This window comes from Marinobacter gelidimuriae (assembly GCF_000372805.1).
Taxonomy (GTDB): Bacteria; Pseudomonadota; Gammaproteobacteria; order Pseudomonadales; family Oleiphilaceae; genus Marinobacter; species Marinobacter gelidimuriae.
In genome coordinates this window covers 20,578-39,985 of the sequence record NZ_KB889870.1, presented here as the reverse complement: position 1 = coordinate 39,985, position 19,408 = coordinate 20,578, and the positions used below count along the sequence as shown (strand labels likewise).

Annotated in this window: 17 protein-coding genes and 3 pseudogenes; 9 read left to right on the top strand and 11 right to left on the bottom strand. The window is 56.3% G+C overall.

What is annotated here, in order from left to right; genetic code table 11:
- The first annotated feature begins 8 nt into the window (after positions 1-8).
- The 9 genes and pseudogenes from A3OI_RS0104850 to A3OI_RS0104815 all read left to right on the top strand — a co-directional run.
- On the top strand, positions 9-854 hold the full coding sequence (locus A3OI_RS0104850; RefSeq protein ID WP_051078066.1) for an enoyl-CoA hydratase/isomerase family protein: 846 nt from the start codon (positions 9-11) through the stop codon (positions 852-854).
- A complete protein-coding gene (locus A3OI_RS0104845; RefSeq protein WP_018403193.1) occupies positions 854-2,860 on the top strand; it encodes an acetyl/propionyl/methylcrotonyl-CoA carboxylase subunit alpha in 2,007 nt (668 codons plus the stop codon). Before A3OI_RS0104850 ends, A3OI_RS0104845 begins: the two co-directional genes overlap by 1 nt.
- Positions 2,860-3,771: a hydroxymethylglutaryl-CoA lyase gene (locus tag A3OI_RS0104840; protein WP_018403192.1), complete on the top strand. Its 912-nt coding sequence runs from the start codon at positions 2,860-2,862 to the stop codon at positions 3,769-3,771. Before A3OI_RS0104845 ends, A3OI_RS0104840 begins: the two co-directional genes overlap by 1 nt.
- A 31-nt stretch (positions 3,772-3,802) precedes the next feature.
- Complete coding sequence (locus A3OI_RS0104835; RefSeq protein WP_018403191.1) at positions 3,803-4,381, top strand: peroxidase-related enzyme; 579 nt, start codon at positions 3,803-3,805, stop codon at positions 4,379-4,381.
- A 66-nt stretch (positions 4,382-4,447) separates the two neighbouring features.
- On the top strand, positions 4,448-6,151 hold the full coding sequence (locus tag A3OI_RS0104830) for an AMP-binding protein (RefSeq protein ID WP_018403190.1): 1,704 nt from the start codon (positions 4,448-4,450) through the stop codon (positions 6,149-6,151).
- A 4-nt stretch (positions 6,152-6,155) separates the two neighbouring features.
- Positions 6,156-6,389, top strand: a pseudogene (locus A3OI_RS0104825) (NAD(P)-binding protein); the annotation flags it as partial.
- Positions 6,390-6,463: 74 nt separating this feature from the next.
- A complete protein-coding gene (locus tag A3OI_RS0104820; RefSeq protein WP_018403188.1) occupies positions 6,464-7,153 on the top strand; it encodes an aspartate/glutamate racemase family protein in 690 nt (229 codons plus the stop codon).
- A 156-nt stretch (positions 7,154-7,309) separates the two neighbouring features.
- Positions 7,310-7,447 (top strand): annotated as a pseudogene (locus A3OI_RS21670) (spermidine/putrescine ABC transporter substrate-binding protein PotF); the annotation flags it as partial.
- Positions 7,437-7,691, top strand: a pseudogene (locus A3OI_RS0104815) (ABC transporter permease subunit); the annotation flags it as partial. The pseudogenes A3OI_RS21670 and A3OI_RS0104815, both read left to right, overlap by 11 nt.
- Positions 7,692-7,759: 68 nt before the next feature.
- Here the strand turns inward: A3OI_RS0104815 and A3OI_RS0104810 are convergent.
- The 11 genes from A3OI_RS0104810 to A3OI_RS0104760 form a co-directional block, all read right to left on the bottom strand.
- A complete protein-coding gene (locus A3OI_RS0104810) occupies positions 7,760-8,755 on the bottom strand; it encodes a branched-chain amino acid ABC transporter permease (protein ID WP_018403186.1) in 996 nt (331 codons plus the stop codon).
- 2 nt (positions 8,756-8,757) lie between these two features.
- Positions 8,758-9,645: a branched-chain amino acid ABC transporter permease gene (locus A3OI_RS0104805; RefSeq protein ID WP_018403185.1), complete on the bottom strand. Its 888-nt coding sequence runs from the start codon at positions 9,643-9,645 to the stop codon at positions 8,758-8,760.
- 107 nt (positions 9,646-9,752) lie between these two features.
- Positions 9,753-10,967, bottom strand: coding sequence for an ABC transporter substrate-binding protein (locus A3OI_RS0104800; protein ID WP_018403184.1), 1,215 nt, complete (start codon positions 10,965-10,967; stop codon positions 9,753-9,755).
- A gap of 104 nt (positions 10,968-11,071) precedes the next feature.
- Positions 11,072-11,809, bottom strand: a complete 738-nt coding sequence (locus A3OI_RS0104795) for an ABC transporter ATP-binding protein (RefSeq protein WP_018403183.1) — start codon at positions 11,807-11,809, stop codon at positions 11,072-11,074.
- Positions 11,806-12,591, bottom strand: a complete 786-nt coding sequence (locus A3OI_RS0104790; protein ID WP_018403182.1) for an ABC transporter ATP-binding protein — start codon at positions 12,589-12,591, stop codon at positions 11,806-11,808. The genes A3OI_RS0104795 and A3OI_RS0104790 overlap by 4 nt, the downstream gene beginning before the upstream one ends.
- 142 nt (positions 12,592-12,733) lie before the next feature.
- Positions 12,734-13,150, bottom strand: a complete 417-nt coding sequence (locus A3OI_RS0104785) for a PaaI family thioesterase (RefSeq protein ID WP_018403181.1) — start codon at positions 13,148-13,150, stop codon at positions 12,734-12,736.
- The gene (locus A3OI_RS0104780) at positions 13,147-14,796 is read right to left on the bottom strand and encodes an AMP-binding protein (RefSeq protein WP_018403180.1); all 1,650 of its coding nucleotides are present in this window, start codon (positions 14,794-14,796) and stop codon (positions 13,147-13,149) included. Before A3OI_RS0104780 ends, A3OI_RS0104785 begins: the two co-directional genes overlap by 4 nt.
- A gap of 514 nt (positions 14,797-15,310) precedes the next feature.
- On the bottom strand, positions 15,311-16,198 hold the full coding sequence (gene mmsB, locus A3OI_RS0104775; protein WP_018403179.1) for a 3-hydroxyisobutyrate dehydrogenase: 888 nt from the start codon (positions 16,196-16,198) through the stop codon (positions 15,311-15,313).
- A 60-nt stretch (positions 16,199-16,258) separates the two neighbouring features.
- Positions 16,259-17,353, bottom strand: a complete 1,095-nt coding sequence (locus tag A3OI_RS0104770; RefSeq protein WP_018403178.1) for an enoyl-CoA hydratase/isomerase family protein — start codon at positions 17,351-17,353, stop codon at positions 16,259-16,261.
- Positions 17,354-17,386: 33 nt separating this feature from the next.
- On the bottom strand, positions 17,387-18,187 hold the full coding sequence (locus tag A3OI_RS0104765) for an enoyl-CoA hydratase (RefSeq protein ID WP_018403177.1): 801 nt from the start codon (positions 18,185-18,187) through the stop codon (positions 17,387-17,389).
- Positions 18,188-18,221: 34 nt separating this feature from the next.
- The gene (locus A3OI_RS0104760) at positions 18,222-19,388 is read right to left on the bottom strand and encodes an acyl-CoA dehydrogenase family protein (protein ID WP_018403176.1); all 1,167 of its coding nucleotides are present in this window, start codon (positions 19,386-19,388) and stop codon (positions 18,222-18,224) included.
- Positions 19,389-19,408 lie beyond the last annotated feature (20 nt).

Here is a 19,408-nt window from a genome sequence, read left to right as displayed (position 1 = left end):
GGATGACCATGACCGAACCAAATTCTGTCCCAAATTCTGTCTCAAACTTGGCGCCAAACTCTGCCGTTGTGATCAACACCCGCAGCTCCGGCGTGACCGAGGTGGTGTTAAACCGCCCCGAAAAACGCAACGCCTTTGACGACGTGATCATCGGCCAGCTGATTGCCGCGTTCGAACAGATCGGGCAAGACAGCAGCACTAACGTGGTGGTACTGCGCTCCGAAGGCAAACACTTTTCCGCCGGAGCCGATCTGGGCTGGATGCGGCGCATGGCCGACAACAGCCAACAGGAAAACCTGAACGATTCGCGGCAGCTCGCGCGCCTGATGTCGGTGCTGAACAGCCTGCCACAGCCAGTGATTGGACTGGTTCAGGGTGCCGCTTTTGGCGGTGCCGTGGGCCTGGCAGCCTGCTGCGATATGGTGATTGCGACCGAACAAAGCAAGTTCTGCTTAAGCGAAGTGAAGCTGGGGCTGATTCCAGCGGTGATCAGCCCTTACGTGGTGCGTGCCATCGGCGAACGCCAGGCGCGGCGCTATTTTCTGACGGCGGAAGTATTCGATGCCCAGCAGGCCTGCGAGTTCGGGCTGGTCCACATTGTTGCGAGCGACAACGACGACCTGCAAACCCGCTGCGACCAGATGCTGCGGCAGCTTGCCGGCAATGGCCCGCAAGCCATGGGCGCCGCCAAAGCGCTCATTTTTGCCGTCAGCCAACAGCCACTAAGTGCAGATGTGATTGAAGACACGGCCCGGCGCATTGCCGATATCCGCGTGGGACAAGAAGGCCAGGAAGGCCTTGCCGCTTTCCTTGAAAAACGTGCCGCCAGCTGGGTTCCGGAGGACCAACACTGATGTTTACAAAACTACTGATCGCCAACCGCGGCGAAATCGCCTGCCGGATCATAGAAACCGCACACGCCATGGGCATCCGCTGCGTGGCTGTCTATTCCGATGCCGACGCCAACGCCCGCCACGTGGCCATGGCCGACGAGGCCTTTCGTATTGGCCCCGCTGCCAGCTCTGAAAGCTATTTACGCGGTGATATCATTATTGAGGTCGCGCTGAAAAGCGGCGCCCAGGCCATTCACCCCGGTTACGGATTTCTGTCCGAAAACACCGGCTTTGCCGAGTCCTGCGAGGCTAATAATCTGGTATTTATTGGCCCGCCCTCCTCGGCCATCGCCGCCATGGGTTCCAAATCCGCCGCCAAGGAGATTATGGGCAAAGCCGGCGTGCCGTTGGTGCCCGGCTACCACGGTGCCGACCAGGCACTGGCAACCCTGCGCGCCGAAGCCGAAAAGTGCGGTTTTCCGCTGCTACTGAAAGCCGTCGCCGGCGGCGGTGGCAAAGGCATGCGAGTAGTGGAGCACATAGGCGAGTTTGATGAAGCCCTGGCCGCCGCCCAGCGTGAGTCCAAAAACGCGTTCGGCAACCCGGATATGCTGATCGAGCGCTATCTGACCCAGCCCCGCCACGTGGAAATCCAGGTGTTTTGCGACCAGCACGGCAACGGCGTGTACCTGGCCGAGCGCGACTGCTCGGTACAACGGCGCCACCAGAAAGTGCTGGAAGAAGCCCCCGCGCCCGGTCTGAGTGATGAAACCCGCAAAGCCATGGGCGAAGCCGCGGTCACTGCCGCTAAGGCAATCCACTATGTCGGCGCCGGCACCGTTGAATTCCTCTACGACGTCGACGGCTCGTTCTTCTTTATGGAAATGAACACCCGGCTGCAAGTAGAGCACCCGGTCACCGAAATGGTCACCGGCCAGGATCTGGTGGAATGGCAATTGAAAGTGGCCTGGGGCGACCTGCTGCCACTGGCGCAGGACGACGTAAAAACCCGTGGCCACGCACTGGAAGCGCGGATTTACGCCGAAGACCCGGACCAGGACTTTCTGCCCGCCACTGGCACCCTGCGCTATTTGACCACGCCCGATGAAAACGCCCACGTACGGGTAGACACCGGTGTGACCGAAGGCGACGAAATCAGCATTCATTACGACCCGATGATTGCCAAACTGATTGTGTGGGATGAAACCCGGGAACAGGCCATCAACCGCATGGTGCAGGCGCTGGAGAGCTACCGCATCGCAGGGGTGAAAACCAACATCCGCTTTTTGCACGCTCTGGCCGACGCCCAGCCCTTCCGCGAGGCCAAGCTAACGACCGGGTTCATCGACGACCACCACGATTTGCTGTTCCCGAAATCACGGTTAGACACTCAAAAAGCCCTGGTACTGGCCGCTGGCTTCGTACTGGAGCAGCGTAAAGCCGGTGAAGTGAACGCCCAGGATCCCTGGTCGCCGTTCGGTCGCCAGAACAGCTGGCGCATGAACTCGGAATACGCCCAACCCTTGCAGTTCAAAGTGGGCGACGACATCCACGAATTGAAGGTGTTGGAGCAAGACGACGGCTATCAGGTAACGGTTAACGGTAGCCTATACAACCTGACTGCCCGGCTCGACGATGATCACCTGCAAGCGGTGGTTAACGGCCACCGTCTGAGCGTGCACGGCAACCTGCATAACGATCAGCTGGTGCTGTTCCATCAAGGGCAGACTTTCCCGTGTGTGGTCTATCGTGAAACTTACGGCTTTGAAGAAATGGCCAGCGAGGGCAGCTTGGCCGCACCCATGAACGGCGCAGTAGTGGCGATTCAGGCCAAAGTAGGCGATAAAGTAGTCAGCGGCCAAACTCTGGTAATTATGGAAGCCATGAAAATGGAGCACGCCATTAAGGCGCCAGCCGATGGCGTAGTCACCGACATCTTCTACGCCGAGGGTGATCAGGTGGCGGAAGGCGCAGAATTGATCGCAGTGCAAGTAGAGACTGAAAGCGAGCAACAGGAGGCAGGCTAATGGCCTTTCCCAAGCGTGTAAGACTGGTAGAAATGAGCCCCCGCGATGGCTTGCAGAACGAGCCCGGCCCGGTGATTCCCACCGCGGTCAAGGCGCGGCTGATCAAGCGTTTGGTAGACTGCGGGCTTACCCATGTGGAAGCCGCCAGCTTTGTATCACCACGCTGGGTGCCGCAAATGGCTGACGCCAGCGACGTGATGGCACTGATCGAGCGCAAGCCCGGTGTGTGTTATGCAGTGCTGACGCCCAACTTGCGTGGCTTTGAAGGCGCTCTGGCCGCGGGTGCCAGCGAAGTGGCCGTGTTTGGCGCGGCTTCAGAATCGTTCAGCCAGAAAAACATTAACTGCTCCATCGCCGAAAGCCTTGAGCGCTTTGTTCCGGTCATGGAAGCCGCAAAGCACAACGGCATTCCGGTGCGTGGTTACGTGTCCACCGTGCTGGGCTGCCCTTACGAAGGCGAGGTTGCCCCGGCCAAAGTGGCCGAAGTAGCCAAAGCCCTGTTTGACATGGGCTGCCATGAAATTTCACTGGGCGACACCATTGGTACCGGCACCCCGGCCAAGGCCAAGCGTATGCTCGAAGCCGTTGCCCGTCATGTGCCGGTTGAACACCTGGCGGCACACTTTCACGACACCTACGGCCAGGCCCTGGCCAATTTGTACGCGGTGTTGGAAGAAGGCGTTGCGGTCATAGATGCCTCGGTAGCCGGCCTGGGTGGCTGCCCCTACGCCAAGGGTGCGTCTGGCAATGTAGCCACCGAAGACGTGCTGTACATGCTGGACGGACTGGGCATTGAAACCGGCGTTGATTTGCGCCAGCTGGTGGCGACAGGAAACTGGATCAGCCATCGCCTGAAGCGCCGCAACGGCTCCAAGGTCGGACTGGCTCTGGCAGAACCTGACGCTCGCTAATGGCACCTTGAACTTAATAAAAGGATCTGACATGAATCATAAAAACAACGCTGTCGCTCTTGATCTTCCTATTCCCGAGCTTGCTGAGTTACCGGACGACGTTCGCAAGTACTTTGAGATCTGCCAGCAAAAGCTGGGCATGATTCCAAACGTGCTGACCGCCTACAGCCAGAACCTGAAACAGCTGGATGGTTTTTCCCGCCTTTACAACGAGCTGATGATGGGCGAAGGCGAGCTCAGCAAACTCGAGCGGGAAATGATCGCCGTGGTGGTGTCCTCGGAAAACAAATGCTTTTACTGCCTGGTGGCCCACGGCGCCGCGGTGCGTGTTATGAGTGGCGACCCGACTTTAGGCGAGCACCTGGTGATGAACTACCGAACCGCAACGCTGGATAAACGCCAGCGAGCCATGCTGGATTACGCCTCGCTCCTGACCCGCTCACCCGCCACCGTCGGCGAAGAGCAGGTGCAAGCCTTGCGCGATGCTGGTTTTAGTGACGGCGGCATCTGGGATTTAGGCAACGTGATCGGTTTCTACAACATGTCGAACCGCGTAGCGATCACCAGCGATATGCGACCTAATCCCGAATACCACAGCCAGGCCCGCTAACGGTACCGTTAACTTTTTTAGCCGGTGCGCCGGCCCGGCCTAGACAACAATAATCGGAGGCAAACAATGAGCCAGACACTTTCAAGTAATCCTTTACCTAGTTATAGCAGCGGCCCATCCACCACCCCACTGCTGGGCATGACCATCGGTGAAATGCTCGACCGCACCGCTGAGAAGTTTCCCGATAACGAAGCCCTGGTGTGCCTGCATCAAGACATTCGCTGGACCTATAAAGAATTCTTGGCCAAGGTCAACCAGGCCGCGCGAGCTTTCCTGGCCATCGACGTCAAGCGTGGCGATCGGGTGGGCATCTGGTCACCCAACCGTTACGAATGGACCGTTACCCAGTTTGCCACCGCCAAAATAGGCGCCATTCTGGTGAATATAAACCCGGCCTACGGTGCCCATGAGCTGGAATACGCCATGAACCTGTCGGGCATCAGCGTGCTGGTCACCGCTGACCGATTCAAAGCGTCTGATTACCGCAAAACACTCTATGAACTGGCGCCCGAACTGAAAGCCAGCACCGCTGGCAAGATCAAAGCCCGGCGCCTGGCGGACTTGCGTGTAGTGATCAATATGGACACAGAACAACACGCAGGCATGTGGAGCTGGGACGAATTTATTGGGTTTGCCGATCAGGTCGACCAGAAAAACGTCGACAAGATCCAAAGCCAACTCCAATTCGACGACCCTATCAACATCCAGTTCACCTCTGGCACCACCGGCAGCCCGAAAGGCGCCGCCCTTACCCACCACAACATCCTTAACAACGGCTTTTTTGTCGGCGAAAGCCAGCGCCTGAGCGAGAAGGACCGGTTGGTCATTCCGGTGCCCCTGTACCACTGCTTTGGCATGGTGATGGGCAACCTTGGCTGCGTCACTCACGGTTCTACCATGATCTACCCCGGCGAAGGCTTCGAGCCAAAAGCCGTGTTGCAGGCCGTGCACCAGGAAAAAGCGACTGCGCTTTACGGCGTGCCCACCATGTTCATTGCGGAATTGGCTGAGCCAGAGTTTGAAACCTACGACTTGTCGACCCTGCGCACCGGCATTATGGCCGGCTCTATCTGCCCGGCCGAGGTGATGAAAAAGGTCAACGGCAAGATGAACATGAAGGAAGTTCAAATTGCCTACGGCATGACCGAAACCAGCCCGGTATCTACCCAGACCAGCGCCCAGGATCCGTTCGAAAAGCAGGTGACCACCGTAGGCCGCACCCAGCCCCACCTGGAAAGCAAAATTGTTGAGCCGGCCAGTGGCAATATAGTGCCCCGCGGCGAGATTGGAGAGCTGTGCACCCGCGGTTACAGCGTCATGCTGAAATACTGGAACAACGCCGAAAAAACCCGCGAAACCATAGACGATGCAGGCTGGATGCACACCGGCGACCTGGCCACCATGGATGAGGACGGCTATATCCAGATTGTTGGCCGAATAAAAGACATGGTGATTCGCGGCGGTGAGAACATCTATCCGAAAGAAGTTGAAGAGTTTTTGTACACCCACCCTGCCATTGAAGAAGTTCAGGTAACCGGCGTTCCAGACGAAAAATTCGGTGAAAAACTGGTGGCCTGGGTGAAACTCCGGCCCGATGCAGACCCGGTCGATGCCGATGACCTGATCGCATTCTGCAAAGGCAAAATCGCCCACTACAAGATTCCGCGGAACTACAAATTTGTGGAGGCGTTCCCGATGACAGTGACCGGCAAGATCCAGAAGTTCAAAATGCGGGAAATGTCCATCGAAGAAATGGGGTTAAAAAAATAACACCGATGCCATTGTGATTGGCTCTGGCATTGGCGGGCTAGCCGCGGCGGCTTGCATGAGCAAACTGGGTAAAAAGGTGGCAGTGTTTGAACAGCACTACACCGCCGGCCTATACCTGACAGGCCAGGACATCATGACGTGCGGCGTAGTAGGCGCCATGATTGACGGGCTATTAACGGCAGTGGCAGTGAGCGGTTTACGCGGCCTGCCACTGGCCAAAAAGATGTTTGTAGGCTGACACCGTCTTTGCCTGAGACACGCACTCATTATTTTACGCCCAGGAAACCGGCGCCTTGTTAACAAGGAGGTTACATGAAAACCATTGGCCTTATCGGCGGTATGAGCTGGGAATCAACTCAGACTTATTACCGCCTGATTAACCAGAAAGTACGCGAACAGCTCGGCGGGCTCCACTCGGCAAAACTCATACTCTACAGCGTGGACTTTTCCGAGATTGAAGCGCTCCAGCACCAGGACGACTGGGAGGGAGCGGCCAAAATACTGGTAGCCGCAGCGCAATCCGTGCAATCCGCCGGGGCCGATTTTCTGGTTATTTGCACCAACACCATGCACAAGGTTGCCCCGCAAATTGAGCAGACCACGGCCATGCCCCTGCTTCATATTGCCGACGCCACCGCTAAAGCGCTGCTCAACGATGGAATAACCTCGGTGGGACTGCTTGGCACCCAATTCACGATGGAACAGGCGTTCTACCGGGAACGGCTTGAGCAAAAGGGCATCACCGTTATCATTCCAAGTGATAACGAACGGGCTGTGGTCCACCGAATAATCTACGACGAACTGTGTCAGGGCATCGTTAATCCTGAGTCAAAGGCCTGGTATCTTGATGTGGTCGCTGCATTGGCCGCTCGAGGGGCGCAGGCCGTTATTTTAGGGTGCACCGAGATCGGCCTGCTCATCCAAGCCTCCGACACACAGGTTGCGCTTTATGACACAACAGACATTCATGCCGACCAGGCTGTTACGCTCGCACTGAATTGAACGTATCGAGCCTGACCCTAAAATACTCACCAAAATGCCCCGGGAAGGCTGAGAACCTGCGATCACCCTCAGTCGCCAGGACGAGAAACACACCGATCCGTACAAACCTAAAGCCCGCAACTAAAATTTTTGTAGCGCTCCGTGCGTCCTCGTGGTGAAGTCATTTATGACGTGTACGACAGCAACGAAGTGCTGGAAGCCGCCCTCTTGTCGGGCCGCTCCGGCTACGATTTGGTGGTGCCATCCAACCACTGCGTGGCCAGGCAGATTTCGGCCAAAGCCTTTGACCGGCTGGCCTGCCGACCGAGGCATGGTGACCATCTGGATTGCCCACACCACCTTTTGCAGCGCTTATGTGGCTGTGGTGGTTAGCGCGCGCTTGCAGGAAGTGGACCGCTCGATTGAAGAAGCCGCCATGGATTTGGGCTGCACGCCGTTGAAAACGTTTTTTGTGGTGACACTGCCGGTGATTACCCCGGCGCTGGCGTCTGGCTGGTTGCTGGCGTTTACCCTATCGTTGGACGATCTGGTGATTGCCAAAACCGGGGACCGATTTTGGGGACAGATTTGAAATCTGTCCCCTACTTTATATCTCCTATCTTATGATTAACCGATATTTTTCTTCATGAACTTCTGTACCTGGCCAACAATCCCGCTCTGGAACATCAGCACGGTCAGTACAAAGATAGCGCCAAGAATCGCATCTACCCAGTCACCCAGCGGGCCTTGCGACAGCTGATATTCCAGGTTAACCACAAAAGCCGCGCCCACCACCGGGCCCAACAGGGTTCCGGTGCCGCCCAGCAACGTCATCAGAATGACTTCGCCGGACATGTGCCAATGAGCATCATTGAGAGAGGCCAGCTGGAATACCACGGTTTTCATGGATCCGGCCAAACCTGCCAGGCCTGCTGAAATCACAAAAGCGATGATCTTGTAACGGTTGACGTTATAGCCCAGGGAAATCGCCCGTGGCTCATTCTGCTTGATGGCTTTGAGCACCTGGCCAAAAGGGCTGCCCACAATCCGCTGAACAAAAAGATACCCGGCTAGAAACACCGCCAGCACAAAATAGTACATGTTGAGATTATCATTCAAATCGATCAGCCCCAGGAACTGACCACGGGGTATGCCGTGCAAGCCGTCTTCGCCGCCGGTGAAACTCGATTGCACAAAGAAGAAAAAAACCAGTTGTGACAGCGCCAGGGTGATCATCGCAAAGTAAATACCCTGGCGGCGAATAGCCACCAGTGCAAAGCCAAGACCCAGTAAGGTTGCCACCAGTGTGCCGGCGATAATGCCAAGCTCAGTACTCAAACCCGAAAAAGTGGTTAACAGATAACCGGTGGTATAGGCACCACTGGCCAAGAAGGCTGCATGGCCAAACGACAGCAAACCGGTGAAGCCCAGCAGCAAGTTAAACGCGACCGCAAATAAGGCAAAGCACAGGATTTTCATCAGAAACACCGGGTACATCACCATCGGTGCCGCCACAAGCAGCGCTAGCAACACCAGATTCAATATCAAGCGTCTACGATGATCTGATTTTTGCTGATCAAGCATGGTTTTGTGAATATCCGCCGGATTTACGGAATTGCTCATGGTTACGCCTCCTTTCCAAACAAGCCGGATGGGCGCACCAACAGCACAACCACCATCACCAGAAAAATCACTGCCGACGAGGCCGGTGGGTAGAATGTTTTGGTCAGCCCTTCCACCACCCCCATCAGAATCCCGGTAATGATTGCACCGGAAATCGAGCCCATGCCGCCGATCACCACCACCGCAAACACCACAATGAGGATATGCGAGCCCATCACCGGTGTGACCGAGTAAATCGGTGCCGCCAGCGCGCCGGCAAAAGCCGCCAGCATCACCCCAAAGCCGAAGGTAAGGCTGACCAGCAAGGGCACGTTGATGCCAAAGCCCTGCATCAGTTGCGAATCTTCGGTGCCGGCCCGCAGATAAGCACCGAGCTTGGTTTTTTCAATCATGAACCAGGTACCAAAGCACACCAATAGCGCAATCACGATCACCCAGGCGCGATAATAAGGCAGGAACATGAAGCCCAGATTCATGCCGCCTTTGAACACGTCAGGCATGGAGTAACGCAAGCCAGACACGCCGTACATGTTGGTCAGCACGCCCTGAATGATCAGCGCGACGCCAAAGGTCAACAAGAGACTGTAAATATGATCCTGACCCGCGATTTTACGCAGCAGGAAATACTCAATGGCAACACCCACACAGCCCACCAGAATCGGCGCGACAAACAGCGCCGCCCAATAGCTGATACCCAGGGTATCGAACAGAATGACTGTGGCCATGGCGCCGAGCATATACAGGGCGCCGTGGGCAAAGTTGATAATTTTCAGAAGACCAAAAATGACAGCGAGGCCCAGGCTCAACAGCGCGTAAAAGCCTCCGTTAATCAGCCCAAGCAGTAACTGGCCGAAGAGCACAGCGACGGGGACTCCCAGAATCATGGACATGTAGCTAACTCCAAAAGCAATGCAGGGGGCACCAGGGACTGGTGCCCGTTCTGCTTGATTCCGAGGGCTCCCCGCCGGGAATGCCGGGAGCCCCATGGTTCAACCGCTTACTTGCTGGTTACCAGCGGGCACTGGCTTTCAGACAGCGGGCGGAAAGCTTCCTCAGCCGGAATGGTGCGCACGATGTTGTACAGATCCCATTCGTTTGTGGACTCGGCCGGGGTTTTCACCTGCGCCAGGTACATATCGTGGACCATGCGGCCGTCTTCACGAATGCGGCCGTTGGTGGCGAACATATCGTTGATGGGCGTTGCTATCATCTGCTTGCGCACTGCTTGAGCTTCGTCCGAACCCGTGGCTTTTACCGCATTCAGATATTGAATGGTGCTGGAGTAGATGCCGGCATGAACCATGGTTGGGCGCACTCCGGTTTCTTCCATAAAGCGATCGGACCAGGCACGGGCGTCGGCATTCATATCCCAGTACCAGCCGGTGGTCAGCTGAATACCCTGGGCCGCTTCAGCGCCGAGTGCGTGTACGTCGGTGAGGAACAGCAGCAAGGCGGCCAACGTCTGGCCCGACTGGGTGAGCCCAAACTCGCCAGCCGTAGTGATAGCGTTGGTCGTGTCCGCACCGGCATTGGCAAGCGCTACAACGTCGGCGCCAGAGCCCTGTGCCTGCAGAATAAACGAGGAGAAGTCCGGTGTCGGGAATGGGTGGCGAATATTACCGATGACTTCACCGCCGTTGGCTTCCACTACCTTTGTTACGTCTGCCTCCAGAGCGTGGCCAAAGGCGTAATCGGCGGCGAGGATAAACCAGGTTTTGCCACCCTCTTTTACGATGGCGCTGGCGGTGCCGTTGGCCAGTGGGTAGGTGTCATACACATAGTGAATGTGGTTAGGCGTGCAATGCTCGTTGGTAATGCTGGAGGCCGCAGACCCGGACACAATGCCCAGTTTGCCACTTTCTTCCAGAATGTCGCTGACCGCGATGCTGACCGACGATGCCACCAGGCCGGCAATCATGTCGACGTTGTCATTTTCAACCCAGCGACGCGCCGTGCTGGAGGCAACGTCCGGGCTGTTGCGGTCATCTGCGCTGACGATTTCAATTTTTTTGCCGTTCACCTGGCCACCAACGTCGGCCACAGCCATTTCCAGGGCTATCAGGCCATTTGGACCCGCCAGGTCACGATAGGTGCCTGACATATCGGCCAAGTAGCCGATTTTAACCATATCATTGGAAATTTCTGCCTGGGCAGCGCCTGCCATCAAGGTAGTTGCTATGGCGGTGGTCAGCAGCTTTTTTATCATTGTCATTGTTATTTCTCCACTACGTTCATGCGTGATTTTTATTGGTTTTCGACGTCGATTACTGCACTTACACTTGTTTTTACTGAACCCCGTTCCTCAAGTTTTTGTGATTACACCCCCAGATAGCCGTTCAGCAAAGAGCGCTTGGAGTCCAGCTCTGAGGCACTTACTTCCTCCGCAATCTGGCCATGCTCGACCACGTAGTGCCGATCCGCCAGAGGCGCAGTGAAGTGGAAATTCTGCTCTACCAGAATAATAGTCAGACCTTTACTTTTGAGATTCATAAGAACCTCACCCAGCTTTTCCACAATCACCGGGGCCAGGCCCTCGGTAATCTCATCAAGCAGCAGCATATTGGCACCGGTGCGAAGAATGCGTGCCAAAGCCAGCATCTGTTGCTCGCCGCCTGACAGTTTGGTGCCAGGGCTGGCGCGGCGCTGATACAGGTTAGGAAACATGGTGTAAATTTCTTCCAGACTCATACCACCACTGCGCACAACAGGCGGCAACGTCAGGTTTTCCTCTACGTTCAGCGCCGCGAAAATTCCGCGGTGTTCGGGACAGAACCCCACGCCCAGATGCGCTATGTGGCGGGGCGCGCAACTCATGGTTTCTTCACCGTTGATCATGATCGAACCGGTGCGCCGGCCCACCATGTTCATAATAGCTTTGAGCGTGGTGCTACGCCCGGCGCCATTGCGCCCGAGCAGGGTAACCAGCTCACCCCGATTCACCACCAGATCAATACCGTGAAGGATGTGGGATTCGCCGTAAAACGCATGCAAGCCAGAAACACGGAGCTGTTCGTAGTCTTTTTTTCCAACTTGGTTTGGGACAGCCGGGCTCATGCGTTTACCTCCTTTTCTGACGCCTTAGAATCGCTGGCGCTGCCCATATAAACTTCCCGCACCCGCGGGTCTGCCGACACGGTTTTGTAGTCGCCTTCGGTAAGCACCGCCCCCTGGGCCAGCACAGTGATGCAGTCGCAGAGTTTACTGACAACCCCAAGATTGTGTTCCACCATCAGCACGGTGCGGCCCACGGCCGCTTTGCGCACCAGTTCGACCACCTGATCAACATCCTCAGCACCCATTCCCTGGGTGGGCTCGTCCAGCAACATCAACTGCGGTTCCATCGCTAGAGTGGTGGCCAGTTCCAACGCGCGCTTGCGGCCGTAGGCCAGCTCGACGGTGGTAATGTGGGCGAACTCTGCGAGCCCTACCGAATCCAGCAACTCCATTGCGCGATGGTTCAATTTGTTCAGGCAGTTGCCGGATTTCCAAAAACTGAATGAGTTGCCTTCAAAGCTTTGCAACGCCACCCGGATGTTCTCCAGGGCCGTCATGTGAGGGAACACCGCCGAAATCTGAAACGACCGCACCACGCCTTCGCGGGCAATAGCGGCGGATTTCATCGTGGTGATATCGCGACCATTGAATAAAATCTGGCCTCGAGTAGGAATCAGGAATTTTGTGAGCAGGTTAAACACCGTGGTCTTTCCTGCGCCATTAGGCCCTATCAGCGCGTGAATATGGCCTTTGCGGATGTTCAGGTTAACGTCGTCAACGGCGACAAAGCCTTTGAATTCCTTAACGAGGTTGCGCGTTTCCAGCACGTACTCTTCGCTCATGAGCCAATCTGCCTTTGTTATTGTTGTACATCAGAACTAATCATAGATTGGATTGACGTATACGTAAACGTCAATTTTTAATTCCGCGATTTTTCCGTGTTTTTTGCTGACCAACTGTGGGCACAATGCTGGAGCCCCTCTGTCAGCGTTGCGGCGGTATAGAGTAGGTCATCGTAGAGTGCGCGACTGGCTCCTCGACTCCGCGCGAGTATATAAACACCTCCCCTACCGCCATTGTTTTACCCACCTTAAGCATGGTGGCACGGGCCCATATGGCCTGGTGCGCCACTGGCTTGCGTAGAAAATTAATATTCAGGTTGGTGGTAACCGCCAGCGGCACCAAGCCGATTTTGGACAGCAGCGCCGCGTAGAGCGTGACATCCGCCAGCCCCATCATCACCGGCCCAGACACGGTGCCGCCTGGGCGCAAATGGGTTTCGTCTACGTCGAGCATCATTTCGGCGGTGCCATCGCCCAGCTCGCACAGGGTGCCGAACGCGGCGCCTTGCGGAAACTGCTCGTCCAGAAAAGCCTGCAACTGCTCCATTGTCACCATCATTCGCTGGCGTCTTCCCTGGCGCGATCGCGCAGAATAAAGCGCTGTATCTTGCCGCTCGGCGTTTTTGGCAGCTCGTCAACAAACTCAATTTCCCGTGGGAAAGCGTGGGTGGACAGACGCCGGCGCACATGGTTCTGCAGTTCTTCTCTCAAAACCTGGTCATCGGCTGGAATCTGGTCGCTTTTGATCACTACGTAGGCCTTGATGATGGCGCCACGCTTTTCATCGGGCTTGGCTACCACACCAGATTCCGCCACAGCCGGATGCTCCAACAATGAGCTTTCAACATCGGCTGGCCCCACTCGATAACCTGAGGTGGTAATGATGTCGTCGTCGCGCCCACTGAACGAGAAACTGCCGTCGCCGTTGTTAATGGCCATATCGCCGGTCAGGTAGTAACCATGGGCGAACGGATCTTTTTCACTCCAGGTGTAGCCATCGAAATGAAACAAAGGTGATGCAGCCACATCAATGGCGACCTGCCCGGCTTCACCGGCACCCACCTCTTCGTGCTTTTCATTCAGCGCTACCACACGATGGCCTAGCGATGAGAAACCCATGGCACCCTCTTTTACCGGGTGCGCCAAACCATGGAAGTTGCAGCAGGTCATGCCCGTTTCAGTCTGGCCGTAGTGATCTTTTACCTCGCAGAAATGACGACGGCGAATCCAGTTAACCACTTCTGGGTTCAAGGGCTCACCGGCGCTACTCGCTACCCGTAGCCCGAGATTTTCACCTTCAGGCAGCACGTGATCATTCGCTTTTAACAACCGATAGGCCGTGGGCGCCGCCGCAAGATTTGTGATTTTGTACTTGCGGATCATGTCGTAGGTGCTTTCAGGGGTGAACGCGTTGGGATTGAAGTGGGTAGCGTGACCCATCAGCAGCGGCCCGATAACCGCATAGTACAAGCCGTAGGCCCAACCCGGGTCTGCCACGTTCCAGAATGTGTCGCTGTCACGAAGGCCTACGGCATCGCGCATGTAAACGTAGAATGACAACAATGCCCGGGCTGGAACAGACACTCCTTTGGGCTTGCCCACGGTGCCCGAAGTAAACATTTGCAGGAAAGGATCAGTGCCTTTAATCAGCACCGGCTCACAGTGATCGGACTGCTCGCCCAGCGCCTGGTAAAAATCAGCGTCACCATGGCCAGCTTCCGCCGAATCGACACACAATACCGGCGGGCAGTTTTGAACATCGTCCAGTTTTGAACGGTTTGCCGGGTTGGTAACAATCAATTTGGTGCTCGCCCGTTCCAGGCGGTATTCGATGGATCCAGATCCGAACGCCGTAAACAGCGGTTGATAGACAGCGCCAATGCGCCAAGCGCCCGCCATAACAATGAGCAGCTCCGGTGTGCGCGGTAACAAACCCGCAACACGGTCGCCCTTGCCCACCCCCTGCAACTTCAGGTAATTGGCAAAACGGGCGGACGCCTGTCTCAGCTCGGCAAAGGTAAGAACGCCGTCACCGCCGTCTTCCGTCTCGTAATACAGCACAACTTTTTCGGCATTGGCTGCCCATTTATCGCAAATTTCATGGCAAACATTCAGCCCGCTGTCCAGACGACCATCCAATACCTCGGCCTCCAGAGCAGCAAGGTCAAAATTGTTGTACGCATCGACGTATTCCGGAAGGCTCATTTTTTGCTCCTGTTATTTTTGTCTATGACTCTACATACACCAGATTTATCACAGGTACTAGTTTACGTAAAGGTAAACTTTAGGCCAAGACCCCGCCGGGCAACCGTTATCTGCTTCTTAGCGTGCAATAATTTTATAAACTGTAAACTGGACGGAGGCGTGGAATCTGTTTTAGTACAACTTGAATGACTGTCATCAGCGGCACAGCCAGTACTACACCAACAGGCCCCACACTGCCGGGTCGGGCAGGCCAATAGCCCGTAAATGGGGGTCGCCAAATCGGCGATGGTTTTCTGCCGCGACGGCTCGGGCTCCCAGGGACTCACTGTGTGTTTTTCTTCCATGCTCGCAATAGGCCTGCTGCCGTGCGGCAAAGCCCCCTGAAGAGGCCACTGCCGGCAAATGTGTGGACGCCTCATAAACCACATGGAACACCGGCGGCTAACAAAGCTTACAGACAGTTTACCTGCGCCGCTGAGCTGGCGCATTACCGTAATATATAAGCTCTTCCACTTTACTCAGGACTGTAAAGCCGCTGAATACTGGAAAAATCCAGATCCGCGTTGCCCTGCCCCGCGTGCAGCGAGAACAGGTTACGAGCCAGTGAACCCATGGGAATCGACGCCTGGTTTTTCACCGCGTTGTCGAACGCCAGGCCCAGGTCTTTGGTCATCAGCTTTACCAAAAAACCGCCTTCGTAGTTGCGTGATGCCGGCGCCGCTTCCATCACTCCCGGCCAGGGGTTATACACGTTCAACGCCCAGTTACCGCCAGAGCTTTGCTTCATGATTTCCGACAGTACAGCTGGGTCCAGCCCGTTCTTAACACCCAGAGCCAGTGCTTCGCTGGTGCCCGCCATCAGAATGGCCAGCAACATATTGTTGCAGATTTTGGCCACCTGCCCCGAACCGTGTTCACCAGCTCGAAAAATATTCTTACCCATGTCCTGCAGAATGGGCTGGGCCGCCGCGTAATCGGCCTCGGAGCCTCCGCAGATAAACGTTAGCGTGCCGGCCTTTGCGCCACCGACGCCACCGGACACCGGTGCATCCAGAAAGCGAACTTTGTGTTCTGAGGCTTGCGCCGCTACTTTTTTGGCCGTTTCCGGGGCAATGGTCGAAGAATCAATCACCAGGGTGCCTTCAGGCAGAGCTGCCAGTAAGCCTTCAGCGCCCAGGTAAACCGCTTCTACGTGCTGGCCAGCGGGCAGCATAGTGATCACGCACTCAGCGCCTTTTACGGCTTCATGAGCGGTGTCGGCGCTGCTTGCACCTTCGGCTTTCAGCGCGCTAACGGCGTCTGCCGACAAATCAAACACGGTGACCTGGTGGCCGGCTTTCAGCAGATTGCTGGCCATAGGGCCGCCCATATTACCAAGGCCAATAAATGAAATAATTGCCATCGTATTTCCCTCTTTTGTTTTAGTGTGGCTTCTTTTGTTAAGTGCTGTTAAGTGCCCTGCTCATGGCGGCTCTAACAGGCTCAAACAAACAAAAAAGCCGTTAATCCATTCGTTATCGATGTCCGCCAGGGTGGCGTAACGCCATCTTGGTTGCTGGTCTTTGTCGATCAGCAGAGCCCGCACGCCCTCGGCAAACTCACCTTTGCTAAGGCAGTTGGTCGACAGCAGCAATTCTTTGTCAAATACCTGCTTCAGGCCATCCAGGCGGCAGCGGTGCAGGTGCTCCCACACCAACGCGAGAGCCACCGGCGACGCTGCCGCGAGTGGCTTCACGGCTTTGGCCAGCCAGCCATCGCCAGACGCCAGTTCCTTCAACTGGGCAATGGTCTGCCCCAGGGTGTCGGCGTCGGTGGCACGGTTGATCTCGTCAAAGTGATCGCGAACGGGTGAAGCCGGCTGCGCCTCGGCGCTCTGCAGCTCAAACTGACGCAATACCGAGCCTACGACCTCTTCGCCGTGACGGTTGTGCCAATCGGCGCCAGTCAGCTCAGCGACAACCTGAGCCTTCAACTCGTGCTTTATAAAACGGTCAGCCAACCCGGTGAAAAGCGCATCAGCGCCGTTCATTCGGGCGCCCGTCAGGCCCAAAAACAGGCCGGTGCGGCCGGGGCAGCGATTGAGAAACCAGCCGCCGCCCACATCCGGGTAAAGCCCGATGGTGGTTTCAGGCATTGCCAGTTTTGAGCTTTCGGTCACTACCCGATGGGAAGCGCCCTGCATGATGCCCATGCCGCCACCCATCACAATGCCGTGGCCCCAGCACACAACCGGTTTGGGGTAGCTGTGAATCAGATAGTCCAGTTCGTATTCTTCGGTAAAGAACGCCTTGCCAATATCAGCGCTTCCGGCCTCCGTCATACTGCGATACAGCGCAACAATGTCGCCGCCGGCACAAAACGCACTGTCGCCTTCGGCTTCCAGCCACACAGCGCGTACCCGGTCATCTTCAGCCCAGGCTTTCAGCTGTGGCGTCAGCAGGCGAATCATTTCCAGTGACAGAGAGTTCAGCGAGCGCGGCGCGTTCAGGCGCACGACTCCGATGGTGGCGTCGCCTGACGTTTGCCACTGCTCAAATACAATCGGTTGATCCCTCATGGTGAATCCTTTGGCCCATGTGTCGGATTGGCGTTAGCGGTTTTTCCACTGCGGCTTGCGCTTGCCTAAAAACGCAGTGACGCCTTCTTTCTGGTCTTCAGTAGAAAACAGCTCGATGAACAGTTCCCGCTCCAAGCGCCAGCCGTCCTCATGGTTATGACCGTCGCGCACGTTCATGATCAGATTCTTACAGCGAGCAATGGACGACGGACTTTGCTTGCAAGCGCCTTCTGCCAGCTCCATAGCTTTCGCCAAGCCTTGGCCGGTGGGAACCACTTCTTCCACCAGACCAATGCTCAGGGCTTTGTCGGCTTTCAGGCGCTCACCACACAGAATCATGCGCTTGGCCCAACCTTCGCCCACCAGCCATGGCAGGTTTTGAGTGCCGCCAGCGCAGGGCAGCAGGCCGACGGCTGCTTCTGGCAGAGCCATTTGCGCGTGCTCTTCAGCAATTCGGATATCACAGGCCAACGCGCATTCCAGGCCGCCACCCATGGCGTAACCGTTAATGGCCGCAATGGACACGCCGCGGAAGTGGGTTAGCGCGTCAAACGCTGCGCCAAAAGCCCGGGACAGTTCTGTGGCGCGGGCAATGTCGCCGTCGGCAAAGGCATTCAGATCCGCTCCGGCAGAGAAAAATTTCTCGCCTTGGCCGGTAACCACCAACGCAAAAATGTCTTTGTCAGCGTTCAATTCAGCGATGGTGTGTTGTAGTTTGCTTAACGAATCGCGGGTCCAGGTGTTCGCCGGTGGGTTGCTGATCGTCAGCACGGCAATGTGGCCGCGCTTTTCCAGTTGCAGCTTATCGCTCTTAAATTCGAGTGTGTCGCTCATAAGATCTCCGCAATGTGATGTTGAATGGTTTCTGCTACTGAATCGCTTCCGCGACGCCCTGCTCCAGAATGCGGCGAGCCACAATCAGGCGCATGACTTCGTTGGTGCCTTCCAGAATCTGGTGCACCCGCAAGTCCCGTAGGTATCGCTCAAGGGGGTATTCCCGAATATAGCCGTAGCCACCGTGCAGTTGTAGGGCGTCGTTGACCACGTCGAAACACACGTCGGTGGCAAAGCGTTTGGCCATGGCGCAGTGCAGTGTGGCTTCAGGGTCGCCGTTGTCTAATTTGAACGCGCCCAGGCGCACCATTTGCCGCGCTGCAACCAGATTGGTGGCCATATCCGCCAGTTTAAATTGCAGAGCCTGAAACGCCGCCAGCGGTTTACCAAACTGGGCGCGGGCGTGCATGTAGTCACGGGCACGTAGCAACGCCGCCTGGGCACCGCCCAGGGAACAGGTGGCAATGTTCAAGCGGCCACCGTCAAGGCCCTTCATGGCAATGGCAAAACCCTCGCCTTCGGCGCCAAGGCGGTTCGCCACCGGCACCCGCACATTTTCAAGTGTGACCGAGCGGGTCGGTTGGCTGTGCCAGCCCATTTTTTTTTCATTTTTGCCATAGGACACGCCGTCGGCGTCCGCCGGAATCAAAAACGCAGAAATGCCTTTGGCACCGCTGTCCGGGCCGCCGGTACGAGCCAGCAGAATCAACACATCGGTTGCGCCAGCACCGGAAATAAAAACCTTGCTGCCGTTAATGACGTAATCATCGCCATCCCGTTCGGCTTTGGTGCGCAGGCTTGCTGCATCGGAACCTGCGCCGGGCTCGGTCAGGCAATAAGACGCCAGTTTTTCACCGCTGGCCAGGGTAGGCACCACATTCTGCTTGACCTCGTCTGTGCCAAAACTGGCCAGCATCCAGGTCGCCATGTTGTGAATGGTGATGAACGCTGCGGTAGAGGGACAAGCCGCGGCCAGCTCCTCTACAATCACCGCGGTATCTTGGCGCGAAAGCCCCATGCCACCAAAGGCTTCGGGCGTATAGAGCCCACAAAAACCCATTTCTCCCGCCTGACGCAGCACGTCTCTCGGGAAAATACTCTCCTCGTCCCAATGCGCGGCGAAAGGCGCCATGGATTTTTGCGCAAATGCCCGAGCCGCTTCGCGAAACGCCTGTTGGTCTTCGGTCAGGTCAAAGTTCATAGCTGGCTCCTGTTACCGAC